A 26,183-nucleotide genomic window follows, 5' to 3' on the forward strand; every position below is an offset into this window, starting at 1 on the left:
GTGCGGTGCGCTCCCACGATCCGTGCGGTTCCGGGCGCGCGGACCCCGTGCCGTGGGATCATGCGGTGGCGTGCTCGTTGGCGAGCTTGCCGACCTGCTCGGACAGGACCCCCGGCATCTCCAACGGCCCCATGTGACCCGCCCCGTCGATCTCCATGGACAGGATCGCCCCGGGGATCACCGAGGCCATGTGGTTCGCGTGCCACGGCGGGGTCATCTTGTCATCGGTCCCCGCCACGACCACGGTCGGCGCGGTGATCCGCGAGGCGCCGCGGTCCACGTCCAGCTCGTTCATCACCGCACCCCAACGGCCGCGCACGATGCTGTTGCACTCGTGCACCATGCGCACGCACAGCTGCACCATGCGCGGGTCGGCCTTCTTGCCCATGGTGATGTACTTCAGCGCGGCGGTGGTGGCCGGGTTGCGCGGGCCCAGAGGCAGTGGGGCCCGCAGGAAACCCCGGGCCGCCAGGCTTCCGGCCGGTCCGGGCAGGGGGAAGACGGTGGAGCGCTGGGGCAGCTCGACCGCCCCGGTGTTGGTCAGCAGCACTGCTCCGGCCTTGTCGCGGAAGATGTCCCGCTCACCGGAGGCCATGATCGTCATGCCGCCCATGCTGTGCCCGGCCACGACCGCCTTCCGGCCCTCGGGCACGGTCGCCTCCAGCACCGCGCACAGGTCGTCGGCGAGCTTGTGCGGCCCGTAACCGGCCCTGGTCAGCGGCGGCTGGGAACGGCCGTGTCCGCGCTGGTCGTACAGCACCACGCGCAGGTTCGGCTCGAGCTCGCGTACGACCGGGCCCCACGATGCCAGGGAGGTCGCCCAGCAGTGGGAGAGGACCACGGTCGGCCCGTCCTCGGGGCCGCGCACCTCCACGTGCAGGAGAGTGCCGTCGTCGGAACGGACCTGTAGTTCGCGGGCCGGGCCCACGTGTCGGATCGCCATCGGGGGTACCTCTCGCTCGGGGTGAAGAGAAGGGATCCCCCAGGCCGGCGCGTGGCCCGGGGGACGTTCGAGGGGCCTGGTCAGTCGTCGAGTTCGACCTCGGGGACCGCGAAGGGCGGTGTGCCGGCGCCGCTCACGGGGTGGCCGCCCCACAGGTTGGGCGCGTCGAGGGTTCCCGCGCCCTCGTGTCCACCCGGGGTACGGACCAGGACCTCGCGCACCCCGTTCTCGTAGGCCGCGGTGACCTCGTCGCTGGCGGACAGCCGTCCCTTCCAGCGGTAGTCCCCGGTGAGGGGCGAGAAGTGGCCCGCGATGTGGGCGCGGACGTCGGCGGTCCCGGCCGTCCCGTCCTGTTCTCCCTGGGACAGGACGACCGTGGCGACGCCCCGGTACTCCTCTTCACCGTCGTCGAAGCCGCTCAAGCTGTGTCCTTTCTCAGGCCGCGGCGCGTGCGCGGCGGGTACGGGAACGGTCCACCCTGAGGTCGTAGTTGTGGGGATCGAACCACCGGGTGCGCAGCGCGAAGCTCCAGGTGAAGGTGGGCCACAGGGTGGTGTTGCGGCCCTGCTCGTTCAGGTACCAGCTGTCGCAGCCACCGGAGACCCAGACCGTGCCCTCCGTGTTCCTGGCGAGCATGTCGTTGTAGCGGCGCTGGGCCTCGGGGCGCACGTCGAGCCGGTCCAGACCGTTGCGGCACAGGTACTTGAGGGCCTGCATCGTGTAGCGGATCTGCGCTTCGATCATGAAGACCTGGGACGTGTGCCCCAGGCCGGTGTTGGGGCCGGCGAGCACGAAGGCGTTGGGGAATCCGGCGACCGTGGTCCCGCGGTAGGCCTGCACGTCGTCGCCCCAGTGCTCGGACAGCGAGCGCCCGTCGTCGTTGAACATCCGCTCGGCCACGGGCGGGTCGGTGACGTGGAACCCGGTGCCGAGGATGATCGTGTCGACCTCGTGCTCGGTCTCCTCACCCGAGGGGTCCCGGGTGACCACGGAGTTGGCGCGCACTTCGACGATGCCGTCGGTGACCACGTCCACGTTGGGCCGGGCCAGCGCGGGATAGTAGTCGTTGGACATCAGGATGCGCTTGCAGCCGGCGCGGAAGCTGGGGGTGAGCTTGGCCCGCAGCTCGGGGTCGTCGACGCTGCGGTTGAGATTGGAGCGCCCGAGCGCCTCCACGATCTTGAGGAGCTTGGGGTTCTTGGCGAAACCGAAGATGTAGCTCTCGCGGCCCCAGTAGATGCTCTTGCGCGCGACCTGCTGGGCGCCGGGGATGTTCTGGTAGAGCCAGCGTTCGAGCCCGGTGATGTCGCGGTCGTGGCGGTACATCACCCAGGGGGCCGTGCGCTGGAAGAGCTTGAGCTCGCCGACCCTCGGCTGGATCTCGGGCACGAACTGGATCGCGGAGGCGCCCGTGCCGATGACGGCGACCTTGCGCCCGGTCAGGTCGTGGTCGTGGTCCCACCGGGCGGAGTGGAACATGGTGCCCTCGAAGGTGTCGATGCCCTTGATGTCGGGGATCGAGGGGTCGGCGAGGGGACCCGCGCCGGTGACGAGGAACTGCGCGGTGAGGGTGCCGTGCTCGGTCTCGATGCGCCAGCGGTTGTGCTCGGGTTCCCAGTGCGCCGATTTCACGTCGTGGTCGAAGTACACGTGCTTCGGGATCTCGTACTCGCCGGCCACGCGTTTCATGTAGTCCCAGATCTCGGACCGGCGGGAGAAGGTGCGGCTCCAGGTCGGGTTGAGGGCGAAGGACCAGGAGTACAGGTGCGAGGGAACGTCGCAGGCCGCACCCGGATAGTCGTTGTCGCGCCAGGTGCCGCCGAGCTCGTTCGCGCGTTCCAGGACGACGAAGTCGTCGAGGCCGGCCTGTTTGAGCCGGACCGCCATCCCGATCCCGGCGAAACCGGAGCCGATGACGGCCACCCGGTGATGAGGGGGTGCTTCGGTCATGTTCAGGTCCCTTCGTGCGAACCGGCCCGGTGCTGCCTCGGGTCGGCAGGTGTGTGGCCCCGGGGACGTGGCGCGTTTCGCCCCCGGGGGGAGGGTCCCCGGACGAAAGGCGTGGCGCGTTTCGCCTCCGTCCGGGGGCGTGCCCCCGGGAACGTGGCGCGTACGTCCCCGGGGAGCGGGCCCACCCCCGGAAGGTGCGGCGCGGTCACTTTCCGGAGGTGGAGTCTGTGGGTGCGGCCCAGGGCCTGTTCGGCGGACACCGGTTACCTGCCGCGACGGAAGGCATCCACCGGACAGGTCCTAGCCGAGGAGGCCGGCCTTCTTCCAGAAGTACTTGCCGAGGCCGGTGATGGCGTCGGCGGTGTTGAGGGTGGCCACGACCTTGCGGGCCGCCCAGGTCTTGGTCCCGATCCAGTGCGGGTTCTTCTTGGCGGCCTCGTAGGCCTCCTTGGGGTCGAGCCCGACCTGCTCGTAGACCTTGGGGTTGATGAGCCGCGTGGCGGAGTAGTAGGTGATCAGGCCGAGCACGATCTTGCTGTAGGCCTTGTCGATCGGGCCGCGCGCCTGCCAGTCGCGGTGGAACTCCTCGCGGGCGTAGCGCATGTGGCGGGCTTCTTCGATCACGTGGATGCGGGCGACCGAGCGCACCAGGGGCAGGATCTGTTCGTCCGGCATCGCCTCGCGCTGGAACTGGTCCAGGACCTCCTCGACGAACAGGGCGCCGGCGAAGATGAGCGGACCGTGCGCGATCGTCTTGAAGAGGCGGCCCAGCTGGAAGGCGACCGGGTCGATCCGGTGGGTGTGCCAGCCGAGCTTGTCGACCATCTTCGCGAACATCACCGTGTGGCGGCACTCGTCGGCGATCTCGGTGTACGCGTACTGGACGTGCTGGGTCGAGGGGTCGTTGTGGTAGGCGTGCCGCACCAGCATCTGCATGAGGATGGTCTCGAACCAGATGCCGATGGTGGCGATGGAGGCCACTTCCAGGCGGGAGAGTTCCTTGCGCTGCTCCTCGGTGAGCCGGTCCCACAGGTGGGTTCCGTACAGCGAGACGCGCTCGGGGCGGATGCCCCACATGTCGGGGTCGACGGGTGCGTCCCAGTCGATCTCGATCAGCGGATCGTAGGAGGCCTTGGCTGAGCCGCGCAAGAGGCGTTTGGCGATGTCCTCGCGGTCGGTGGTCTTGGGTCTGGCCGTGATCTCTGCGGTCATTTCCGTCCCTCCTCAGGAGGCGTTCTGCTGGGCGGCCGGGGTGCCGTGGCGTGTGTGGAGGCCCTGTGCGATCTCCGCGTCGGAGAAGGTTCCGTCGTTGAGGAGCAGGTGCATCTGCAGGGCGACGATGTTCTCGGTGGTGACGGGGAAATGCCGAGTCAGGTGCAGGGCCGCGGTTCCCAGAGCGGTCGAGGCCACGTCGCGGGGGGCGCGTGCGGCGCCCGCGGCACGGACGACGGCCATGACGGTGTCGCGTTTCTGTTCGGCGGGGACGAGGCCGTCCAGGGAGGCCCCGGTGGCTCGGGAGCTGTCGTGGATGGGCGTGTCGACGTAGCCGGGGAAGACGGTGGTGACGCCGATGTGGGTGCCGTACTCGGCGCGGAGCATGTCGGAGTAGGCGGTGACCGCCCGCTTGGAGACGACGTAGGCGCCGGCGAGGGGGAGCTGGAGGTTGGCCAGCAGCGACGCGGTGACCACGACCCGGCCCCGGCTCTGCAGCAGCGCGGGCAGGGCGGCGGCGGTGACGCGCCAGGTGCCGAGCAGGTTGACCTCGATGGCCTGGCGGGCGTGCGCGTCGGGCATGTGGCCGATGTCCACGGAGGGGCCGACCCCGGCGTAGTTGATCAGCAGGTCGAGCCGGCCGCCGAGCTGTTCGACGGCCTCGGTGACGGCTTCGCCCACCTGGGTCTGGTCGGTGACGTCGCACCCGATGACGCCTGGACCGGGCTTGTGGTCGATGCCGACCACGTTCACGCCGAGGTGCCGGAGGACGTCCACGGTGGCGCTGCCGAAGGCGCCGGAGGCACCGGTGACGATGGCGTTGAGGCCCGGCAGACGGCGCAGGTGGGGCGGCAAGGGGGTCGTCATGTGATCTCCTCCACAGTCATTGCCGGAACATTACAACGAGCATTGTCACGTTGCAATGGGACGTCGTCGGATTTTTACCGGCGAGTAGGTTCTGTGCGGATCACGCGTGTGTGCCAGGCGTTTCGACGCAGCCGCCTCGGGCGGCCGGCTTCGGTCGGGGTGCTGTGCTCTGTGCGTGCCGGGCGGCCGCGCGGGGTCTCACGGGGGATGTGGGGACGCGGGCCGCGTGGCCTGCGCCTCGTGGGGGTGTGGCCCCGTGCACGAGTCGTTCTCCGAACGTTACAACGGCTGTTGCGTCGGTGCGGTGGGCTGCGGGGCCGGTCACTTACCGAGGAGTAACCTCGGCGGAGGTCCCTAGTCTTGACCCATGGCCGAATACCGCATTGACGAACTCGCCCGGCTCGCCGACACCACCGTGCGCAACGTCCGGGTCTACCAGGACCGTGGCCTCCTCGCCCCACCCCGGCGGGAAGGACGCGTGGGGCTCTACTCCGAGGCGCATCTGGCCCGACTGCGCCTCATCGGCCAGCTCCTGCGACGCGGCTACACCTTCGCCAACATCGGGGAGATGTTCGAGGTCTGGGAGCGCGGCGGCGACCTCTCCGACATCCTCGGGTTCGAGTCCGCGGTCGGCGACGCCTGGAGCGACGAGATCGCCGACTACCTCACCCTCAACGACCTCAGAGGCCTCTTCGGCAAGGGCGTCACTCCGCGGACGGTGAAGCGGGCCCTGGACCTCAGGGTGATCGAACGCGACGGCCTGCGGTTCCGTGTGCCCAGCCCCCGCTTGCTGAACGCCGGCAGCGAGCTCGTCAAGCACGGCATGACCGTGGACTCGGTCCTCGACATCGCGGAGAACCTGCGCGAGAAGATCGGCGACGTCGCCGAACACATGGTTCGCCGCGTCGCCGACCACATCGTCTCCGAGCACCCCTCCATCACGGGTATGGAGAGCGAAGAGATCGCCGAGGTCAGCGGGCTCATCCGCCACGTGCGTCCCCTCGCCCAGCAGGCCGTCGACGCCGTCCTGGCCCAGGCCATGGCCGAACACCTCAACGATGTCCTGGGCGAACAGTTCGCCCAGGACATGGAGGAACTGTACGACGGCTCGGCCGGCAGCCGCGGCGGGGAGAGCGCCGTGGGTACTTCTTGAGTCCGCCGCGCTGTTGCCGGTCCCTCCGAGGCCCGGCCGAGACGCCCCGGCCGGGCCCGGCCGCGCCGGTGGGTCGGGACCCTCAACCCGTGCCGGAACCCTCGTCCCGGTCCCCGGTCCTGCCGTCCTCCTCCGGCCCGACCACCGTCAACGGCAGCGACGGCGTGTGGCGCAGTTCGGCGAACGCACCCCGCGGCACGGACGGGTCGTGCGGATGGATCGGTTTCAGACGCTCGTACCCCTCGCCCTGCTGCGGCCGGAGGTCCTCCTCGCCCTTGTTGGGCCACAGCGACATCGCGCGTTCGGCCTGGGCGGTGATCGTCAGCGACGGGTTCACCCCCAGGTTCGCGGTCACCGCCGAACCGTCGACCACGTGCACGCCCGGGTGCCCGTAGAGCCGGTGGTAGGGATCGATGACCCCGCTCTCGGCGCTGTCGCCGATGGGGCATCCGCCCAGGAAGTGTGCCGTCATCGGGATGTTGAAGACGTCGCCGATGGTGCCGCCGGCGTGCCCGTCGATACGGTCGGCCAGCTTGGAGGCGGCCTCCTGCCCCTCGGGGATCCACGTGGGGTTGGGCTCGCCGTGTCCTTGGCGGGAGGTGAGCTTCTTGCGGCCGCCGAAGAGACCGCGCCGGACCGAGGTGGTCAGTGAGTTGTCCAGCGACTGCATCACCAGGCCGATGATGGTGCGCTCCGACCACCGTCGATTGGAGAAGCTGCGCACGAAGACGTGGGGCCGGCGCAACGCGTGGCCCACGAAACGCAGCCAGCGCGGGACCACTCCGCCGCCGGGTACCTGCATAGCGGTCAGGAGGCCCATGGCGTTGGAGCCCTTGCCGTAGCGCACCGGCTCGATGTGGGTGCTCTCGTCGGGGTGGATCGAGGACGTGATCGCCACACCGTGGGTGAGGTCCTCGTGCCAGGGTACGTGGCGGCTCATGGCCCCCACGAGCGCCTCGGAGTTGGTGCGGGTGAGGGTGCCCAGTTTCTGGGAGAGCCGCGGCAGCAGCTTCTGGTCGCGCATGCGGTGCAGCAGCGCCTGGGTGTTGTAGGTTCCCGCGGCCACGACGACCTGGCGGGCGGTGAAGGTACCCGCGTGCTTGCGGCGGCGGGGTTTGTCGGTCCGGAGGGTGTCGACCGCGTAGCCGCCGTCCTGGGCCTCGGGGCGCTCGCGGATGCGCTCGACGCTGGTCAGCGGGTGGATGCGGGCGCCGTCGCGCTCGGCGAAGTAGAGGTAGTTCTCGGTGAGGGTGTTCTTGGCGCCGTGGCGGCAGCCGGTCATGCACTCCCCGCACTCGGTGCAGGCCTTGCGGTCGGGGCCCGCGCCGCCGAAGTAGGGGTCGCCCACGGACTCGCCGGGTGCCGCGCTGTGGCCCTCGCCGTCCTCGCCGTCACCGAAACACACGCCCACGGGGGTCAGCCGGAAGGTGTCGCCCACGCCCATCTCGTCGGCGACGGCGCGCAGGTGCTTGTCGGAGGGGGTGACGGTGGGGTTGGTGCGCACGCCCAGCATGCGGCGGGCCTGGTCGTAGAAGGGCGCCAGTTCTGATTTCCAGTCGGTGATGTGGCTCCACTGGGAGTCCTCGAAGAACGCGTCCATGGGGTGGTAGAGCGTGTTCGCGTAGTTGAGGGAGCCGCCGCCGACCCCGGCCCCGGCCAGGATCATCACGTCGCGCAGCAGATGGATGCGTTGGATGCCGTACATGCCGGCCTGGGGCGCCCACAGGAAGTTCTTCACGTCCCAGGACGAGGACGGCAGAGTCTCTGGGGTGAACCGGCGGCCGGCCTCCAGAACTCCGACGCGGTAGCCCTTCTCGGTGAGGCGCAGGGCGCTGACCGAACCCCCGAAACCCGAACCCACGACGAGCACGTCGTAGTCGAAGCGGTCGTCGGCCTCTGTGTGCTGAGCGGATGGAGTGTGCTGGGCGTCTGAGGACACGAGCTCTTCTCTCCTGATCAGTTGCGGTCGGCTCGTGGTGCGCCGGACACGAGTCCGCAACATTGAATATGCCATCTGGAAATGTGACAATTCATATTGTAATCTCCCTCACTACTGCCGAGTAAGGCGTGTTCCACGTAACACGCGAGGCGTGCTTCGGCGCAAGTTTCGCTCCCCCCCACCGTCCGCCCTCCGGGCGGTGGATTTCTGGAGGTACTCCATGGCCAAGGCTTCCGACGAGACGCCCGGGGCGTCTCAGGACGTGCCTGAGCAGTCCGAGAGCGGTGGCGGCACCCGGTGGCGCCGGTTCGCGCTCGTGGCTGTTCCCGGGTTCGTGGCGGCCGCCGTCCTCGGTGGTATGACCACCCAGGGGCTGCTCGCGTCCTCATTCGCGGTCTCCGGCGACAGCTTCAAGATGTCCGCCGACCAGCTCCGCGGTGAAGGCTTCTCCCAGTACGGGGATGTGGCCGAATCGGTCGACGGCACCTCCCGCCCCATCGGCCTCTCCACGGTCAACAGCACCGAGCTCGACAACCTGTGCATGTCCTCGCTGTGGGACCTGCCCATCGGTGAGGCCACACTGGTCATCACCGCTGGTGAGAACAGCCCCGTCGAGGGCTCCTCGATGGTCATCGACATCGAGCAGCTCCGGGGTGACGCCGAGTTCAGCGAGATCGAGATCGGCCGCGACGCCAGCACCCTGGACAAGGCCGACGGATCCCAAGGGCCGGCCGGAGGTTTCGGGCTGCAGTCCGACACGATCACCGTGTCCGATATGGAACTGACCTCGTGGGCCGTCACAGCTGGAACCCTGCGCTTGTCCGGTCTCGGGCTCTCCATCCAGCCCGGAAACAACGAATGCTTCTGACGCCATGTCCCAAGCAATGACCAAGCTGCGCGCGGGCCGCGCCCGGTTCCGGCACTGGCGGCGCCGCCGTCCGTTCTGGGGCGGAGCGCTCCTCGCGGCGGCCGGTATCGAGCTCCTGGCGGCCCCGGCCGCGCAGAGCCTGATCCTGCCCATCGACCTGATCATCTACGCCGGTGTCGCCGGGATCTCCGGCCACCTCATCGGAGTGCTCCTGATCGGGATCGGGGCCTTGAGCTGGTTCCAACCGGCCCAGAACTCCTTCTTCGGGATGGTCGGCATCATGCTTGCGCTGGTGTCCTTCGTGACCTCCAACTTCGGCGGTTTCGTCATCGGGATGCTGCTCGGGATCGTGGGCGGGGGACTCGTCTTCGCCTGGGGCCCCGAGGCCCGGAAACAGCGCACCGAGAGGCGCCACCGGGGCAAGAGGGCGGACGGCAGCGACGGAGCCGGCCCCGGCGAGGAGGCGCGGCCGGGTGAGGGCACCGGGCCCGACGGCGATGACCTCTCCGGCGGTGACGAGAACCCCGGAACCCGCACCGGGAAAGCCCCGCCCGCCGACGAGGGCGAGCGCTCACCGAAGCGCGCTCGCCCGGCCGGCACCCGGAGGCGAACGTGAGACGCCCCATCACACGGACCCGCCCTCTCGCGGCGGCGGCACTGCCCTTGGCGCTGGTGGTCACCCTGGCCTCCGCGCCCGGGCCCAGCTCCTTCTGGGACTGGCTCCTGCCCGATGACGAGGAGGAGCAGAGCGAGGAGGAACAACCCTCGGAGGAGCCCTCGGACGGCGCCGAGGACCCCTCCGAGGAGGAGTCCGAACCCGAAACCGACCCCGGCGACGACGGGGAAGAGGAGGAGGACCCCGACGAGGGTGAGGAAGAAGAGGAGGACGGGGAGGAGGACGGCCAGGATGAGGAGGTCGGCGAGGACGGCGCCGCCGAGTGCGAGTACCGCGTGGGCGAGCAGGGCCTCGTCGAGGACGAGGAGGAGTTCCTGGAGGCGGTCGAGGCCTGCCAGGACGCGGAGGAGGAAGGCACCCTGCCCGACGTCCCGGTCGACGAACAGGACGACTGCTTCACCGGTTCGACCAGGACCTCGGGGCTGACCGCCGACCGGCTCACCATGACCGGTGCCAGTTACGACGGTGTGGTGGAGTGCCCCACCGGTGAAGGTCCCCAGCGCTACATCAGACTCACCATGGACACGGCCGACCTCGTCAACGGCGAGCTCTGGTTCGAGGACTCCGGGACCCGGATGTCCCTGGACCTTCCGGAACTGTCCATGGACGGCGAAGTGATCCTGCACGTCACCGAGATGAACGTGTCTCTCCTGGGGATCCCGCTCACCTTCACCCCGGACTTCCCGCCGCCCCTGCTCCTGCCGATCATGATCGTCACCGACGTCGATGTCAGGGAGCCCCTCACCGCGACCGACACCATGACCATCCCGGGCCTCAACGCCCGGTTCGACCCGGACCGGTAGGGGAGGCCCCCGACACGGCCTGAACCGGAAGAACGCAGGGGGCGCCACCGCACGCGGTGGCGCCCCCTCGTGTGCCGGGACGGAGGGTCCTCGGCAGATCAGTCGGCCTGCGGTTCCACCAACCGGCTCGGGTTGCCCACATGGGAGACGTACAGGGCATCACGGGCCCGGGTGCAGGCCACGAACAGCAGCATCCGCTCCTGCTGCACCACCTGCTCCAGGGCCACCTGGTCGCCCTCGGCCGCTTCGATGGCGGCCTTGGGCGGCAGCAGGTGATCGCTGATGCCCACCAGCGCCACACACCGGAACTCCAGGCCCTTGAGCCCGTGCATGGTGCCCACTCGCACCGCATCGGCCCGGTCGGAGGTCTCCAGGGACACGGTCGGCATCCCGCGGGCCTCCAGTTCCTTGGCGATCTTGCGCACCACCCACTGGTTGCGGCCGGCGACCGCGATCGCGTCGGGGCTCACCCCCGCCGCCAGCCACGCACGCACCCGGTTGCCCAGGGCCCGCACCTCCTCGCGCGGATCGGCGCACTCGCGCGTCACCGGCGAGGGGCCGTGCAGCACCGACCGGTGACCGTCCGGGGCCTCGCCCTCCGTGCCGGGGACGGAGCGGTGGCCCAGGATCGGCATCGCCCAGTCGAGGATCTCCTGGGTGAGCCGGTGGCCGACGCGCAGCCGGTGCCCGCGTCCGCGCACGTTGATGCCCAGCGAGGCGAGGGAGACCCGGTTGTCGGACATCCGCTGGTGCGGGTCACCGACCACGAACAGGTCATCGGGGCCCTCGGGCACGGCCGCGCGCAGCATCCGCCACTGGGCCGGGTGCAGGTCCTGGGACTCCTGGACCACCACGTGGCGGAAGAGCGGCTCTCCGCGGTCCAGGACGTGTGCGGCATCCGCTGCCAGCTGCGGGGACGTCCACACGTCCTCGACCTTCAGGGCGCCCACGTAGCGGCGCACCGTTTCCCACACCTGACGGCGGTGCTCGGGCGCCAGGTGCTGCACCCGGCCGCTGCGCTCGCACCGGATGTAGTCGGGCAGGGAACGCAGGTCCTGTGCGAGCAGGACCTGTTCCCACTCGTCGACGAGGAAACGCCCGGAGAAGGGCAGGCCGTCGGCCAGGGCCGCCGACCGCCAGCGCTGGGCGAGCTCGTCGCGGTCGGCCATCTGCGGAGCGGTCGGTGTGTGCGATCGCACCACCGAGTGCGCCACCGCGTCGATGGTGGACACCCGCACGCGGGCGCGGGTGCCGGGGTCGGGCAGGAGCTGGTCGAGGCGGTCGGACATGGTCTGGGCCAGCGTGCGGGTGTAGGTGGTGAGCAGCACCGACTCGCGCACCCGTTCGGGGTGTGCGGCCGCATCGCGCGAGGCCAGATGGGCGGCGCGGTGCAGGGCGATGACGCTCTTCCCGGTGCCGGGGCCCCCGGTGACCTGTGCGGAACCCTTGTAGTGGGCCTCGGTGAGACGGCGCTGGTCAGGGTGGAGCGTGATCCGCCACTGGTCGAAAGGGGCCGACAAGGCGTCGGAGAGCTCGGGCGGGCCGGTGGGGACGAGGCCGGCCGGCTCGGGGTCGAGGGGTTCGGTGCGCACGCCGCGGGCGAACTCGAGCGCCTGCGCGTGCGGGAGCACGGTGAGCAGCCGGTAGTGGTCGTCGTGGTCGGGCACGACGACACCGGACCAGTCGGGGGCGATGCCGACGACCCGCACACCGGGGTCGGCGGCGCCGGGGACGGGTTCCGTCTCCGGGGTCTGCCCGGAGCTGTAGGCGCGCATCACGGACAGAGTGCCGAGCTGGACGCTCGGGTCCAGGTGGTTGAAGTCGCTGAGGAACGCCGGGGCGATCGCGAGGGCGGACACGTGTGTTTTCCTCCGGTCGTCGACCTGGGAGCGAGGTGTGTGACCTCGCGTCTTCACTGCTCATCGTGCTCGTGGCCGATTTCCGGCAAACGCTGCGAGAAAGGACTTCGGCGGCATCTTCCGGAAGGCTCGTCCCTCCATTGTATTTGCAGGTCAAGAGGGGTCTTCCGTAGCTGTGTTCGAGGGTCTCGCCGGGGTCTGTGAAGGGGGCTCGCGCGACCTGCGGTTTTGCGATGAGAGGCAGGGGCCGAATCCGGTGTTATGGCGTATCCGAAACCAGGCGATGCAGGGGGTTCATGCGCCGGTGGCGTGCGAAGCAAGGGAAGAAGGGGGCGTGGCGGAGGGGCGCTGATACGGGATGACCGAAAAGGGTGTACGGGATCGGCGCGAAGTTCTCACCCCGTGGCCACAACCGGACACGCACTGTGCTGGAAGGGGGTCGCTGCGCGATCGTTGGCCCGAGGGTTCATGTGCCCGACCCGCCAGGCTCAGGGCCCTGCCGGGGTCCGTCCTACCCCGGCAGAGTCCTCAGCCGCGCTCTCTCGGCCGGTAAAGCACTGCAGAGAAGCGGTACCCGCGGTGCAGTCGGCCCAAAGCGGCGGTACGGGCAGAGTTTCCGGCTTTGGCCCCGCGTGTTCTAGGCTGAAGGGGACAGAACGCGGGACCGAGAGGACAGCCGAGCACAGTGGCCCCCCAGGACAACAGTCGCATGCGAGTCTCCGACGCCGACCGTGACCAGGTTGCCGAGGCCCTGCGCGAAGCTGCGGCCGAGGGCCGTATCACCCTCGACGAGCTCGACGACCGCCTGGAGCGCACCTACTCCTCCCAGGTCTACGCCGACCTGGAACCCGTCGTCGCCGACCTGCCGTCCGCCCACGGCTCCGACCTCGCCCAGAACCCCGCCGCGGGTGCAGCCTCCGTCTCCGAGCAGTCCGGTGACGCACTGGTCATCAACGCCAAGGGCGAGACCACCGTGCGCAAGGGCACTTGGGAGGTCCCCGCCCGCGTCGAGGCCCATGCCCGGTGGGGTGCCTGCAAACTCGATCTGCGCGAGGCCCGCCTGACCTCCCCGGTCACCGAGATCTGGATCGACGTCACCGGTGGCAGCGGCAGCATCATCCTGCCCGAGGGGGCCACCGCCCACATCGACGTCGACTCCTCCTGGTTCGGCTCCCTCAAGAGCCAGGTCGACACCATCCGCAAACAGGGTGTTCCCCACTTCGTCGTCACCGGCGAGGCCAAGGGCGGAAGCCTCACGGTGCGCTACAAGCGCTCCTCCGGATTCCTCGGCATCTTCGGCGGCTGACCCCGCCCCCTCTCCTCACGGCACGCCCCGCGTGCCCCGAACCGAAAGGCGGCCCCGTGGGAGCCTGGATCGCGGTCGGCGCTGCAGTGGTCTGCGCCCTCCTCCCCCTGGCGTGGATCCGATCGGCCGCCCTGGGCCGTATCCATCCCGTCGACGGTGTTCCGGGCCGCCCCGCCGCCGTCGTCCTCGGCGCCGCTGCCTGGCCCGAGGGCCCCTCACCGCTCCTGGCCCGGCGCCTCGATCTGGCCGTGGCCCTGTACAGGGCCGGGCAGGTCGAACGCATCATCGTCTCCGGGGACAACCGCGAGACCTCGCTCCGGGAGACCGACACCATGACCGCCTACCTCGTCGACCACGGGATCCCCGCCGACCGCGTCGAGGCCGACCGGTACGGCTACCGCACCTGGGACACGTGCGTGCGCGTACGCGACCTCTACGGGGTGCGCGAGGCGGTCATGGTCACCCAGGCCTTCCACCTGCCGCGCACCCTCGCTCTGGCCCGTGCCGCAGGCATCGACGCCGTCGGGGTCGGGGACCGGAGCATGGGCGCCCGGCGCCGCTCCACCGTGATCGGCTACGCACGCGAGGCCGGCGCCTCGGTCAAGGCCCTGCGTGACGCCCTGCTGCGGCCCGCGCCCGCCCGCACCGAGGTCTGAGGACCGGGTCCGGAACGGCAACATCGCGCACGCGTCTGAGAAGACTCCTCACCCGGTACACGCCTCCTCCCCGAAGCCCGAGGGGCCGCCGCCCGGCGGCCGGACCCGAGAGGAGCCCGCGCCCGGTTCGCAGCCTGCGCCCGAGACGGGATAATCGGGACCATGAACGCCACCACCGGAAACGACGCCAACGACCTCCCCAGCGGGGCACACGACGTGGACTGGGTCTCCCTGGCACCCGAGGGCGGAGCACGCATCCCCGAGCTGATCGACCAGCTCGCGGGCAGCGACACAGCCGTCTCCGAGCTCCACGACATCATCCACTTCCCCGCGCCAGGGCACTTGGCCGCGCCCAAGGCCGTCGATTTCCTCGTCGACCTCGCCTGCGCCGAAACCACCCCGGCCACCGACCGCTACCGTCCCCTGAGCCTGCTGCTCGAACTGGTCAGCGCGCACGCCGAGGACCGCTTCCCCGCGACCCGCGACCTCGACCAGTGGCGTGACGAGGTCGCCTGGGCCACCGCCAACGACGCCGACAAGGTCCGCGAGCAGTACCGCGAATGGGCCCAGGAGGCACCCGACGAGCAGCACCACCAGCGCATGCGCAACCGGCTCGCCGTCATGGAGAGCGACGACGGCGCCGCACTGCTCCAGGCCGAGCTCGACACCTACCTCGCCGTGTGCGCCCGCGTGCCCGACCTCGTCGAACTGCTCAAGAACGGCGCCAACCGCGGCGGCATGGACCGCGCCGGCGAATGGGTGAGCTACGTACTGGGCTTCCTGCCCTCGGAGTCCGAGCGCATCGTCTCCGAGATCACCGGCGCCTCCCACATGCTCCTGGCCAAGGACCTGCGTCCGGCCCCGCAGCAGCCCACCAGCTTCCGCGAAGCCATGAACCAGGCCATGGACAGCGGCGAGCCCCTGCCCGCAGAACTGTTCGCCCTGGGTCTTCTCGCCGACCCCGCCGACATCGACACCGGCATCGGCCTCACCCATCAGATGGCCGGCGGCAACCTGTACAACTCCTACGCCGCCTCGGTCGCCATGGTGCTCACGCACGGAGAGAACACCCCGCGCGAGGCGCTGCGCCGTATCGGCCGCGGCGGAGGCACCAACATGGGCTACGAAGGGCTCTTCAACGAGTCGTGGCCGCATTGCGGGAACCGTTCCCCGCAGGTGCTGGGCTTCCTCGCCCTGGGCCGGGCCGGAGAACGCGCCCGCCGTCTGCGGCTGGACATCCTCCCCGGGCTCATCAAGGGCGAGGAGGAGTCGCGCGCGCTCGTCACCGGGGTGGGCCTGGAGCTCGTCCTGGGCCCGCGCTCCAAGGAGCACACGACCGAGGAGCACGCGAGCGCCGAGTACGACGAGGAGACCCTCAAGGTCCTGTGGAGCATCGCCGAGCTGCCCGCCTCCGCCTGGCAGGACGAGGAGTTGCGCGCGACCCTGCGGGCCTGGGCGCTGCCTGACGACGCCGAGGACTACTGCGCCCTGGTGGGAGTGGAACCCGAGCCGGAGGAGCCGGCCGAGGAGCCCGACCCCGCCCCGCAGGCCCGGCCCGCCGCGTCCGAGCGGCCCCAGGGGCTGCTCGGACGACTGTTCGGCGGGGGCCGCTGAGCCGGTTCCGGTGGACAGCGGCGCTGTGCGGCAGCCGGCCCCCGGCCCCGCGGCCGGTAGTGCTCCTTGCGGCACCAACACCCGCTGTTGGCGCTCGTGAGAGCATTACCGGCCGCCACGAGGCTCCACAGCACCCCTGGTGAGCGTCGGCGCCCGGGCCGCCGCCGGGGGAGGGGTCAGCGGTCGGCGAGGGCGTCGTCCACGCCGGTCTCCCGCTCGCCGAGCAACGTCGGATCCGGGGCGGACCAGGTCGTCACCGCCGCGTCCAGGGCGGCGGGGACCTCCCGCACCCAGCCGTGGACCGTGGCGGTGCCGCGCTCGTCGAACAGGGACTCACCCACACCCACCGCGTCGATCCCGGCGGCCCGGCACAGCTCCACCGCGCGCGGCACGTGGAAGTCCTGCGAGACGACTGCGGCCTCCTGCACCCCGAAGACCTCCGCCGCCCGCGCGCAGGTGTCCCACGTGGAGAAACCCGCGTGGTCGCCGACCACGTGCTCCTCGGGCACACCCGCGTCGACCAGGTACGCGGCCATGGTGTCGGTCTCGTTGTAGTGCTCCTCCCCGTTGTCGCCGCTGACCAGCACGACCTCGACGCTCCCCTCCCCGTAGAGTTCCACGGCCATGTCGAGGCGGTGGGAGAGCATCCGGCTGGGGAGGCCGTCCGAACGCACCCCCGCGCCCAGAACCACAGCGACGGAGCGGTCCGGCACGTCCGCGACGGTGTGGCGGTACTCGGCCGTGGTGTACAACTGCCGGGTGAACGCGAGGACGCACAGCACGGCGACGGCGGCACACACGGCCGCGGCGGTGCACAGCAGCAGGCGGGCGCGGGCAGGACGGCGGGCAGAAGGCTCCGGATCGGTCACACCCGGGTGGACGAGCGGGGCGGGGGAGAGGTTCCTGGCCGGAACCGGCAATCATGCTGCGAGCGCGTTCCACGCACGGCTAGTCTCGCCCGCATGCCTCACAAGTCACCGAGATCCCCCGCGCCCCGGCAGACCGATGCCCTTCCGCCACGGCTGCGCGCCCTGACCGACCTCGTCCCCGGAACCATGCGGGAGATGGCCGGGATGCACGAGTACGACGGGACCGTCGCCGACCTCTCGCCCGAGGGGATCGCAGCCGGGATGGGCCGCCTCGACACCGAGACCGCCCGCACCTACGACGACACCTACGACGAGGCCCACGCCACCGCTTTCGAGAACGGGCTGCGCCTGAGCAACCTCGAGCTGGAGGAGTACCGGTCCAACCCGCTCCCGCACGTGTCGGAGATGGACCTGTCCGGCTACGACCGCGAGTACGCCCCGCGTGAGCAACGCGACCGTGCCCGGGCCCAGCACGTGCGCCAGTGGCCGCGGCTGGTCGACAACGCGCTCCGGTCCCTGGACCGGGTGCCCGCCCCCGTCGCGCGTTCCCTCATGGGTGCGGTCGAGGGTGTGGGCGCCGACGTCCCCGCGTACCTGCCCGCCCGCGAACGGGAGACCGCCCTGGCCGCGCACGCACGGCTGGTCGCCCACGTGCGCAAGGCCGCCGAGGAAGGACCTGTGGAGGCCGCCCTGGGAGCGGACCGGCTCTCCCGGCTCATGGGGGTCCCGGAGGCCGCCCACGTGGACCTGTCGGTGCTCGCCCGCCGCGCCGACGAGGAACGCGACCGCCTGCTCGAAGGCCTGGCCGCGGCGACCGCACGCCTGGCGCCGGGGCGCGATCCCATGGAGGTCACCCGCGAACTCACCGCACGCGCTCCCTCCGCCGACCGGGTACTGGAGGCCGCCCGCCACTGGACCCGCCTGGCCCGCGACTTCACCGCCGAACGCGGCCTGGTGCCCGACGACACCGGGGAGTGCCGGGTCGAGGCGTCCCCCGAGTCCCAGCGCTGGGCCACCGCGATGATGGCCGGGGGCGGGCCCTGGGAGGGCGACACCCCGTCGTACTACTACATCACCCCGCCGCAGCCCTCCTGGTCGCCGCAGGAGAGCGCCGACTGGCTCGAAATGTTCAGCCACACGACCCTTCCCGCGGTCAGCGTGCACGAGGTCGCGCCGGGGCACTTCTCGCACTGGCGGTCCATGGGGGCCCTGAAGAGCCCTGTGCGTGCCGCGCTGCACTCGATGACCTTCGCCGAGGGGTGGGCGCACTACGCCGAGGAGATGCTCCTGGAGGAGGGCTTCGGTGCCTACGCCGCCGAGCGCGTGGCCGGGGCCGATTTCCTCCACGGGCACGACTGGACCCCGACCCACTACGAGATCGGCGTCTACGTGGAGGCTCTGATCCGGGTCACCCGCCTGTCGGTGGCCATCGCCATGCACACCGGCGGCGCGAACGTCGCCGAGGGTGCCGTGCGCTTCGAGGCGGACACCCCGTTGCGCGGGCCCGCGGCCCTCTCCGAGGCCCGCCGTGCCACCTTCGACCCCACCTACGGCCGGTACACATGGGGCAAGCTCGAGATCCTCGCCGCGCGCGAGCGCGCCCGCCGTGCATGGGGGGAGGGGTTTTCCCTCGCGCGCTTCCACCGGGCCCTGCTCGCCCTGGGGTCGCCCCCCATCGGCCTGCTCGACACCGCCGTCCAGCGCGGCTGACCCAGGCACCCGCAACTCCGCACCGGGGTCCTCCCCGGCCACAGGAAACGGGGTACTCAGCCATGTGGGGGCTGGGACCCGGGGCCGTGCACGGCGCTGGATCTCCTCGGCCACAAGAGCCCCGGCCGCTCGGCCCCTCACGTGGCGCCGACCCCTCCGATGCGGCGTGGGGCGCACGGCGCGGCGTGCGCCGCGCCGTGCGCAACGGGGGTACGGGTCAGGCGTGTGGCTCCTGCCCCGAAACACCGAGCGACGACAGGGCCGCGCGCACGCGCCCCTGCGCGCGGTCCAGCTCCTGCGCGGCGCGGACCGCGTCCACCTCGGCCAACAGCGACACCAGGGCGGTACGGGTGTCACCGTCCGCGGCGGTCAGGGCGCGGGCACACTCGTCCTCTCCGAGCCCCGTGGCCTGGGTCAGGATCGTCACGACGCGGCCGCGCAGCTTGCCGTTCGTGGCGTCCACACCGACCATCAGGTTCGAGAACGTACGCCCCATCCGCACCATGACCGCGGTGGAGAACGAGTTCAGCGCCAGCTTCTGCGCGCTCCCGGCCTTCATACGTGTGGAACCGGCGATGACCTCCGCGCCCGTCGACATTCCCACGTGCACGTCCACCCCCTCGGCCAGGGGCGCGTCCGGGTTGGCGCTGATGAGTACCGTCCGGGCAGAACGCTCCCGCGCCGCCTCGAAGGCCCCGCCCACGTATGGTGTGCGCCCGCTTGCGGCCAGTCCGACCACCAAGGCCCCGGCCTCGACCCCGGCGGCGTCCACGCGCCCGCTCTCCCAGTCGTCCTCCACACCCTCCACGGCACGCTGGACGGCGTCGTTCCCGCCGGCGTGGTGGGCCACCACCCACTCGGGAGGCACCCCGTAGGTCGGTGGCAGCTCCGCCGCGTCCTGGGTCGCGATCCGGCCCGAGGTCCCGGCGCCGAAGTAGTGGATGGCGGCACCGCTCTCCAGAGCCGCCACCCCCAGTTCCACGGCCTGCGCCAGCTCCGGCAGGACCGCGCCCACCGCAGGCGGGACGGTCGTGTCCTCGGCGTTGATCTCGCGCAGGATCCCCGACGCCGGGAGCAGGTCGATGTCGTAGGTGCCCGAGTTGCGCTCCTCGGTGGGCGCGCGCACGATGACGGCCTCGCTCTCGGCCGCTGTTTCGTCCCCGTTCCGTGACGGGATGTAGCCCTCGTCCACAGCCCTCTCCTGTTCGGTCCGCACCCGGGTTCTCCCTTACTCTGCCGTGCCGCCGCGGCGGCGTCTGCGGTCGTCGTTCATCCGGAGTCCGCGGACCGCCTCATAGGTCGTCTCCAGGGCGGTGCGGCTGTCTGCGTAGCGGATCTGGGCGAGCCCGACGAACAGGCAGTCCACCACCGTCAGCTGCGCCAGCCGACTCGCGGTGGCCCCCGAACGGAACGTGGTCTCGCGGGCCGCAGTGGTCAGGACGTGGTCGGCGGCCCCGATGGGCGAGCGCGGAAAATTGGTGATCGCCACGGTTCTCGCGCCGCGCCGCCCCGCTTCTGTCAACGCCTGCACGGTGTCGAGGGTCACGCCGCTGTGGGAGATGCCGATCGCCACGTCGTCCCCGCCCAGCACCGCGGCGCTCGTGAGCATCACGTGCGCGTCCGACCACGCGAACGAGGCCAATCCGATCCGGTGCAGCTTCTGCTGCAGGTCGGCCCCCACGAACGCGCTCGCTCCCACCCCGTACACGTCCACGCGCCGCGCGCCCGCCATGGCGTCGATGACCGCACGTAGTTCCTCGACGTCGAGGGCGGCACCGGTCTCCTCCACGGCCTTGGCGTCGGTGTAGGCGATCTTGTGCACGACCGAGGCGAGGGTGTCGTCGGGGTTGATGTCGCTGGAGGGCTCCGCCGTGGAGGACCGTGCCCCGCGCACCTGCCCGGCCTCGGTGGCCAGAGCCAGGCGCAGCTCGCGGTATCCGCTGAAGTCGATCGTGCGGCAGAAGCGGATGACGGTGGCCTCGGAGGTGGCGCAGTCCTTGGCGAGTTGGGTGATGGATGAGGCTGCGGCCCGTTCGGGGTCGTCGACGATGCGCTGCGCGACACGGCGCTCGGCGGGCGCCAGCGACGGAAGCAGGGAACGGATCCGCAGGACCGTCGTGGGCACCGGGGACGAGGAGACCTGCGAGGCCTCCTCGTGCTCGCCGGTCGGTTTCGGAATTTGCGCCATGGAGGAAAGTTTCTTTCGGTCGTGGTGCAGAGTCAACGCGGTGGGGGGAAAAATCGGGAGAATCCAGGATTCCAAGTGCGGACCCGTGCGGCAAGTGCCCCGATGCGTTGCGTGGCCCCAGCTCACCGGGCACGCTGGTCCCGGAAGGCGCCGAGAGGCGGTGCGGATGCGTCCGCGAGCGCCGTGCAGGGGGGATGCGGAGTGTCGCTGGGCGGCCGGGCCGAGCCGCAGGTACGCGTGGGGCTGCTGGGCCGTCTCACCGTCGAGGCAGGGGGACGACCCCTGTTGCTGCGCGGGAACAAACGCCGTGCATTGCTCGCTACCCTGCTGTTGCACGCGGGCCGCACCGTGTCTGCCGAGGTTCTCGCCGACCGTATGTGGGGCCGGGCCACCGAGGGCAAGGACCGGCGGGGCGCCCTCCAGGTGCACGTGGCACGCTTGCGTGCGCTCTTCACCGAGAACCTCGGTTCACCGTTCGTGCTGGGCGAGGACGGCGGCTACCGGGTCGAGCTCCGGGAAGAGGAATGCGACCTGTTGCGGCTGCGTGCCCTGGTGAGCGCCGCCCGCGACGCCGGACGGGAAGGCGATCACCGCGCATGTATCGATCTCTACGCCCGTTCCCTGGAGCTGTGGCGCGGGCCGGTCCTGGTGGACGTGCCCGGGCGCACGCTGCAGGAGGAGGAGGTCGCCCCGCTCACCGAGGAACTCCTGGACGCGGCCGAGGAAGGATGCGCTGCCGCCCTGGCCCGTGGTGAGAACGAACAGGTGGCCGTACGGACCCGCGACATCACCGCCGACCATCCCGAACGTGAACCCCTGGCCCGGATGCGGATGGCGGCGCTCCACCGCTGCGGACGGCGGAGCGAGGCCCTGCGTGTGTACGAGCGGACCCGCGCGGCGCTCGCCGAGCGGCGGGGTGCCGAGCCCGGGGACGATCTGTGTTCGCTCTACCGGGCGGTGCTGCTGGACGACCACGGACACGGGGGAGCCCGGATCGGGCGGAGGGCCGTGGACGCCGGTCCCGAGGACCCCGCCCCCGCGGGAGCGGGCTCCGGGGCACCTGCCTCCCACACGCATCGGAGGTCCGCCGTCCCCCACCCGCGGGACCCTGAAGTCTGCTTGCCTCTCGTGTCCACACCGGCCCCCGCGCCCAGGTGCGGGTGTGGAGCCGCGCCGTGGCCGGCTGCTGAGACCGAGTGCTCGCAGGTGTGCGCGCGAGCCCACACGCACGGGCCCACGCCCGGGCGGACCACGCCGCACCTCCCGGAGCCGCGGTCCACGACACGGGCCCTGTCCGTGCTCCCCGCGGCCCCCGGGCCGGTGGTCGGACGCAATGCCACCCTGATCGAACTCGAACGGCTCGCCGACCCCTACGGCGACCGTCCCCGCCCCGTCCTCCTGCGCGGTCCCGTGGGAAGCGACGCGAGCGCGCTCGCCCTGCACTGGGCGCACTCGGTCCTCGACGCCTTCCCTGACGGCCAGCTCTACGTCGACCTGTGCGATGCCGAGGGTGCCCCGCGCCGGCCGGCCGATGTGCAGCGCCGACTCCTGAGTGTCATCGATCCCGGGACCGCCGACCGTCCGCCCCGCGACACGGAGGAGGGCGCGGCCCGGATCCGTGGGGCACTCGCCGGCCGGCGGGTCCTGGTGCTGCTGGACCACGCACGCTCCGGGGACCAGGTCCGTCCGCTGCTGCCCGGCTCCGGCTGCGCGACCGTGGTGGTCAGCCGGTCCTGGCTCACCGACCTCCTGGTGCGCGACGGGGTCCGGGCCGTGGAGGTCGGCCCCCTCGGCACCGGTGATGCAGCACGCCTGCTCGCGACCCTCCTGGGCCGCGAGCCCGGGCCGGAGCTGCACACTCTGGCGCGGGTCTGCGGCGGTCTCCCTCTGGTTCTGCGCATGGCGGCGGCATGGCTGCGGACCCACCCCGGACACACGGTCTCCGATCTGGTGCGTGTGGTGGAGGGGGTGGACCCGGCGCGGGCTCGTACCCCGGTGGCCCGAATGGCCTCCGTCATGAACGCCGGGCCCGTGGCGGGCCGTCGCGACCGCGGGGAAGTACCGGCCGCCCCCGGCTCGCCTGGCCAGAGTGTGGGGGATACGTCTTACGTCCGGCTTTCACCTGGATGACGTGGGTACCGAGGAAGGGGCTCCGGGGCGAGCGCGGGCCCCGGAGCCGGGGCCGTGGGCCAAAGGGTGTTGTCAAATCGGTCAGATCTTCTTGGAGGGGTCCTCATCGCTCATGTGAGTCGCTAGTCTCAGGTCCATGGCACAGAACAACGAACCCAACCCTGACCCGGCGGGCACCACCCAGCACTTCCGCCGGTTCGTCGACGAGAACCCGGAGCCGGAGGAGTCCGCCCGCCGCCCGATCCTGCCGCTGGTCCTGGCCGGTGTGGGAGGCGTGCTCGTCATCGGCATCGTCGTCGCGCTGGTCCTGGCCTTCGCCTAGGACCGCCAAGCATCGATTCGCGGCAGTCCCGCGCTCCTGCTAGAGTTGACGACGTCGCCAGGGAGACCGACCGAAAAGGCCGGTCCGACCGAAGAAGCGGCGGGCGTCATTAGCTCAGTTGGCAGAGCAGCTGACTCTTAATCAGCGGGTCCAAGGTTCGAGTCCTTGATGACGCACGGGCAGAGTGGCCCCGGCCGAGGAGCCGGGGTCACGCTTGCGCCGAAGCCGGTGAAGTCTCTCACATCGGTTCGTACACGATTCGGAGCGCGTCGAGGTTCCGGTACAGTGAGAGACAGAAGGCAGGGGCGAGAGCCCGGCCTTACGACAACACGCGTCATTAGCTCAGTTGGCAGAGCAGCTGACTCTTAATCAGCGGGTCCAAGGTTCGAGTCCTTGATGACGCACAGGACTGAACGAAGGCCCTGGTCTGCGGACCAGGGCCTTCGTCGTGTGTGTACCGCCGTGCGGCCGTCTACTTCCGGTTCGGCCCGGGGCGTGCGTATTCGTGGGAACCGGAACGCCTGCCCCCGCATCTCACCTCGGAGAGGGCGTCACCGAACGGATGCCTCCCCGGCGGCGTGGAACGGGAAAACAACGTGGCTCCGATGAAACCGCTGTCACCGTTCTTGCGTCCTTTCCCTGTGGCGGGCGAGAGATACTCGCTGTGGGAACCGCGCAGCTGTGGCCAGGCACGAAGAGTGAGCCTCCGAGCGTTCCCGGCGCACGGGGCGCGGTTCGGGAAAACGGAATCGACACGCAGGGTCCGGTGAGTGAATCCTGCCTTCTCCCGCTCATGCGGGATCCCCCTCGAAAACCCCTGGAGTGCATTCATGGCCTCGGTCCCCAACGCCCCCGTACCGTCGGGCCGTCAACGAGCGGGCAGCCGAGGTCCGTGCGGTCCTCTGTTGACCGGAGACCGCCGGGACGGTCGGCGGCAGCCGGCAGGGCGCGGGGGTCCGACCGGGTGTGAGCAGCCGTTCCCGTTTCCGCCCTGCGCGGTCGTGGTGCCGGGTCCGGACCGGAGCCGTCCGTGCCCGTATCTCACGGCCTCGGCTCGAAACCGGCGTCGAGGTGTGCGCATCTGTAATGTCACCGGTCGAGAGGCCGGTATGTGAACAACGAATCACTGGAGTGCCCATGTTGTCCGAAACGCGCCGTTCGTTGGCCGGCCGCATCGCTCTCGGGACCCTCGCAGCCGGTGCCGCGCTGTCCCTCTCGGCATGCGGCCAGCTGCCCCTGTTGCCCCCGGCCCTGAGCGGTGACAACACGGAGGAGACCGGTTCCCCCGAACCGACCGAGGAAGAATCGGCCGAGGAGGAGACCACCGAACCGATCGAGACCGAGGAAACGCCGGAGCAGGTGGACCCCGAGGACACGAACGTGGTCTCCCTCCGCGTCGGCGATTGCCTCAACGAGATGGACTCGAACGCCGACGAGACCATCTCCGAGGTGCCCAAGGTCGACTGCGGGGAGCCGCACGACTTCGAGGTCTTCCACGCCACCGACCTCAGCGGCGGTGACACCTTCCCGGGCGAGGAAGAGGCCGCCGGGTTGGCCGATGAGGCCTGCATCGACGCTTTCGAGGACTTCGTGGGTGTCGAGTGGGAGAGCTCCACGCTGGAGTACACCACGCTCTTCCCGACTGCCGAGGGCTGGGAGGACCACGACGACCGCGAGGCGCTGTGCCTGGTGCTCGACCCGGCGGGCCAGACCGAGGGGACCCTGGAGAACGCCCGCTTCTAGGATTTCCTGGCCGCGGATGCCCCCGGAGCCCTGGGTGAATTCGAGGGGTCGTCGCAACACAAGCTGATCAACTGGCCACGGCCAGGAGCTTAGACAAACGCTCGGCTGGCGTCTGCCAGTCGAGCGTTTTGCGTGGGCGGGAGTTCAGCTCGGCGGCGACCTCCTCCAGGTGCCCGTGGCCGTGAACGGCCAGGTTGGTGCCCTTGGGGAAGTACTGCCTGAGTAGGCCGTTCGTGTTCTCGTTGGAGCCCCTCTGCCAGGGGCTGGCGGGATCGCAGAAGTAGACCGGCATGCCGGTGGCCGTCGAGAACTGGTGATGGAGTCCCATCTCCGCTCCTTGGTCCCAGGCCAATGACCTGCGCAGGTGCTCGGGAAGAGTGGTGACGGTCCTGATCAGGGCGTCGCGAACGGTGGTGGTGTCGCGGTTGCCGGGCAGGTGGACGAGCATCACGTAGCGGCTGGCGCGTTCGACCAGCGTGCCGATCGCGGACGCACCGTCCTTGCCGATGATGAGGTCGCCTTCCCAGTGGCCGGGAACGGCTCGGTCGGCGGCCTCGGGCGGACGCTCGCTGATCATCGCCATGGGGTGGGGGAAACGCGGTATGCGCTGGTCCGGCCTGCGGTGTGGCTTGCGCAGGCCTCGGCCGGTGCGCAGTGCCCGGGTGAGTTCACGGCGCAGCTCGCCGCGGCCCTGGACGTAGAGCGCCTGGTAGATCGTCTCGTGGCTCACGTGCATCTCCGCGGAGTCGGGGAAGCGCAGACGTAGTTGGTGGCTGATCTGCTCCGGACTCCACTTCCTGGCCAACCAGCCCTGGACCACCTCGCGCAGGAGCGGGTTGGCTCCGATTTTTCCACTCTTCGGGCGGAGCCGGCGGGCTCGTGCCCGGGCCTGGGCGGCGTGTGGGCGGTACTGGTGGTTGCCGGGATGGCGGTTGCGGCGGATCTCTCGGCTGATGGTGGAGGGAACGCGGCCCAGCTCGGCAGCGATGGTGTGTAGGGAGGCGTTCTCACGCAGCCGGTCGGCGATGTGGACGCGCTCGTCCTCGCCGAGGTAGCGACCGGCCCCTCGGGCCTCGATGCTGCGCTGGTAAGGCGTGCCGGCCGAGGTTGCGGGCGCGTCTTCGGCCCGCAACCTCGGCCGTTTCGTTCGGCCCTCGGGACGCCCGTGGCGCCATTCCCGTCCGGTACGTGGGTTGACGCCCACCATCCAGCTCGCCTGCTTGTTGCTGTAGCCCTGTTCCACCAGGGCAAGGTAGCGCTCACGCTCGGCGAGGAGCTTCCTGCGCCCCTGTGGTTTCCGGTTCTCGCGGATCTCGAAGTCGTCCACCGCACCCCTTCAGAAGTGGGGTGTTGCAACGACCACTAGAACCCAAGC

The 26,183-nt window shown here is 70.6% G+C and carries 22 protein-coding genes and 2 tRNA genes; 13 read left to right on the top strand and 11 right to left on the bottom strand.

The features are described 5' to 3' along the window. Window positions 1-58: 58 nt before the first annotated feature. The 5 genes from D473_RS0120035 to D473_RS0120055 form a co-directional block, all read right to left on the bottom strand. Entirely contained in the window at window positions 59-943 is an 885-nt protein-coding gene (locus D473_RS0120035) for an alpha/beta fold hydrolase (RefSeq protein WP_017610831.1), read from the bottom strand. Window positions 944-1,023: 80 nt separating this feature from the next. Beyond that, window positions 1,024-1,365, bottom strand: a complete 342-nt coding sequence (locus tag D473_RS0120040; RefSeq protein WP_017610832.1) for a DUF4873 domain-containing protein — start codon at window positions 1,363-1,365, stop codon at window positions 1,024-1,026. Window positions 1,366-1,378: 13 nt separating this feature from the next. Continuing rightward, the gene (locus D473_RS0120045) at window positions 1,379-2,893 is read right to left on the bottom strand and encodes a flavin-containing monooxygenase (RefSeq protein ID WP_017610833.1); all 1,515 of its coding nucleotides are present in this window, start codon (window positions 2,891-2,893) and stop codon (window positions 1,379-1,381) included. A gap of 300 nt (window positions 2,894-3,193) precedes the next feature. Beyond that, window positions 3,194-4,105, bottom strand: a complete 912-nt coding sequence (locus D473_RS0120050; protein WP_017610834.1) for an AurF N-oxygenase family protein — start codon at window positions 4,103-4,105, stop codon at window positions 3,194-3,196. Between the two features lie 12 nt (window positions 4,106-4,117). Next, on the bottom strand, window positions 4,118-4,972 hold the full coding sequence (locus tag D473_RS0120055; RefSeq protein ID WP_017610835.1) for an SDR family NAD(P)-dependent oxidoreductase: 855 nt from the start codon (window positions 4,970-4,972) through the stop codon (window positions 4,118-4,120). A gap of 367 nt (window positions 4,973-5,339) precedes the next feature. On the opposite strand from D473_RS0120055, the gene D473_RS0120060 reads away from it, so the two are divergent. Beyond that, window positions 5,340-6,125 carry a MerR family transcriptional regulator gene (locus D473_RS0120060; protein ID WP_017610836.1) on the top strand — a complete coding sequence of 262 codons (786 nt, stop codon included), beginning with the start codon at window positions 5,340-5,342 and terminating at the stop codon, window positions 6,123-6,125. Between the two features lie 82 nt (window positions 6,126-6,207). On the opposite strand, the gene D473_RS0120065 is transcribed toward D473_RS0120060, so the two are convergent. Beyond that, a complete protein-coding gene (locus D473_RS0120065; protein ID WP_017610837.1) occupies window positions 6,208-8,064 on the bottom strand; it encodes a GMC oxidoreductase in 1,857 nt (618 codons plus the stop codon). Window positions 8,065-8,284: 220 nt separating this feature from the next. On the opposite strand from D473_RS0120065, the gene D473_RS0120070 reads away from it, so the two are divergent. Genes D473_RS0120070 through D473_RS27505 form a run of 3 tightly spaced genes read left to right on the top strand, consistent with a single transcriptional unit; the run spans window position 8,285 to window position 10,411 of the window. Then, window positions 8,285-8,932: a DUF6230 family protein gene (locus D473_RS0120070; protein ID WP_017610838.1), complete on the top strand. Its 648-nt coding sequence runs from the start codon at window positions 8,285-8,287 to the stop codon at window positions 8,930-8,932. Between the two features lie 4 nt (window positions 8,933-8,936). After that, on the top strand, window positions 8,937-9,548 hold the full coding sequence (locus D473_RS0120075) for a DUF6114 domain-containing protein (RefSeq protein WP_241474836.1): 612 nt from the start codon (window positions 8,937-8,939) through the stop codon (window positions 9,546-9,548). Beyond that, a complete protein-coding gene (locus D473_RS27505) occupies window positions 9,545-10,411 on the top strand; it encodes a hypothetical protein (RefSeq protein ID WP_017610840.1) in 867 nt (288 codons plus the stop codon). Before D473_RS0120075 ends, D473_RS27505 begins: the two co-directional genes overlap by 4 nt. Before the next feature lie 98 nt (window positions 10,412-10,509). Here the strand turns inward: D473_RS27505 and D473_RS0120085 are convergent, their stop codons facing one another. Next, window positions 10,510-12,270, bottom strand: coding sequence for a UvrD-helicase domain-containing protein (locus D473_RS0120085; protein WP_017610841.1), 1,761 nt, complete (start codon window positions 12,268-12,270; stop codon window positions 10,510-10,512). Window positions 12,271-12,979: 709 nt separating this feature from the next. On the opposite strand from D473_RS0120085, the gene D473_RS0120090 reads away from it, so the two are divergent. From D473_RS0120090 to D473_RS0120100, 3 genes are all read left to right on the top strand, one after another. Next, window positions 12,980-13,576 carry a DUF1707 SHOCT-like domain-containing protein gene (locus D473_RS0120090; protein WP_017610842.1) on the top strand — a complete coding sequence of 199 codons (597 nt, stop codon included), beginning with the start codon at window positions 12,980-12,982 and terminating at the stop codon, window positions 13,574-13,576. Window positions 13,577-13,632: 56 nt separating this feature from the next. Next, window positions 13,633-14,232, top strand: a complete 600-nt coding sequence (locus D473_RS0120095) for a SanA/YdcF family protein (protein WP_017610843.1) — start codon at window positions 13,633-13,635, stop codon at window positions 14,230-14,232. A gap of 162 nt (window positions 14,233-14,394) precedes the next feature. Then, window positions 14,395-15,846: a hypothetical protein gene (locus D473_RS0120100; RefSeq protein ID WP_017610844.1), complete on the top strand. Its 1,452-nt coding sequence runs from the start codon at window positions 14,395-14,397 to the stop codon at window positions 15,844-15,846. A 176-nt stretch (window positions 15,847-16,022) separates the two neighbouring features. Here D473_RS0120100 and D473_RS0120105 read toward each other — a convergent pair whose 3' ends face one another. Beyond that, entirely contained in the window at window positions 16,023-16,715 is a 693-nt protein-coding gene (locus D473_RS0120105) for a SanA/YdcF family protein (protein WP_033353710.1), read from the bottom strand. 93 nt (window positions 16,716-16,808) lie between these two features. Here D473_RS0120105 and D473_RS0120110 point away from each other — a divergent pair, with 93 nt between their 5' ends. Next, window positions 16,809-18,425, top strand: coding sequence for a DUF885 family protein (locus D473_RS0120110; RefSeq protein ID WP_017610846.1), 1,617 nt, complete (start codon window positions 16,809-16,811; stop codon window positions 18,423-18,425). Between the two features lie 217 nt (window positions 18,426-18,642). Here the strand turns inward: D473_RS0120110 and D473_RS0120115 are convergent, their stop codons facing one another. Both D473_RS0120115 and D473_RS0120120 read right to left on the bottom strand, forming a co-directional pair. Then, entirely contained in the window at window positions 18,643-19,641 is a 999-nt protein-coding gene (locus D473_RS0120115) for an N-acetylmuramic acid 6-phosphate etherase (protein ID WP_017610847.1), read from the bottom strand. Between the two features lie 12 nt (window positions 19,642-19,653). Then, complete coding sequence (locus D473_RS0120120; protein ID WP_017610848.1) at window positions 19,654-20,613, bottom strand: MurR/RpiR family transcriptional regulator; 960 nt, start codon at window positions 20,611-20,613, stop codon at window positions 19,654-19,656. 201 nt (window positions 20,614-20,814) lie between these two features. On the opposite strand from D473_RS0120120, the gene D473_RS0120125 reads away from it, so the two are divergent. From D473_RS0120125 to D473_RS0120145, 5 genes are all read left to right on the top strand, one after another. Continuing rightward, window positions 20,815-22,743 carry an AfsR/SARP family transcriptional regulator gene (locus D473_RS0120125; RefSeq protein ID WP_017610849.1) on the top strand — a complete coding sequence of 643 codons (1,929 nt, stop codon included), beginning with the start codon at window positions 20,815-20,817 and terminating at the stop codon, window positions 22,741-22,743. A 136-nt stretch (window positions 22,744-22,879) separates the two neighbouring features. Then, on the top strand, window positions 22,880-23,065 hold the full coding sequence (locus tag D473_RS0120130) for a hypothetical protein (RefSeq protein WP_017610850.1): 186 nt from the start codon (window positions 22,880-22,882) through the stop codon (window positions 23,063-23,065). Between the two features lie 103 nt (window positions 23,066-23,168). Beyond that, window positions 23,169-23,241: transfer RNA gene (locus tag D473_RS0120135), tRNA-Lys, on the top strand. 155 nt (window positions 23,242-23,396) lie between these two features. Next, window positions 23,397-23,469 (top strand) — tRNA-Lys (locus D473_RS0120140). 733 nt (window positions 23,470-24,202) lie between these two features. Then, entirely contained in the window at window positions 24,203-24,808 is a 606-nt protein-coding gene (locus D473_RS0120145; protein ID WP_017610851.1) for a septum formation family protein, read from the top strand. 67 nt (window positions 24,809-24,875) lie between these two features. Here the strand turns inward: D473_RS0120145 and D473_RS0120150 are convergent, their stop codons facing one another. Then, a complete protein-coding gene (locus D473_RS0120150; RefSeq protein ID WP_193373303.1) occupies window positions 24,876-26,015 on the bottom strand; it encodes an IS30 family transposase in 1,140 nt (379 codons plus the stop codon). Between the last annotated feature and the right edge of the window lie 168 nt (window positions 26,016-26,183).

This window comes from Nocardiopsis xinjiangensis YIM 90004 (assembly GCF_000341145.1).
Classification (GTDB): Bacteria; Actinomycetota; Actinomycetes; order Streptosporangiales; family Streptosporangiaceae; genus Nocardiopsis; species Nocardiopsis xinjiangensis.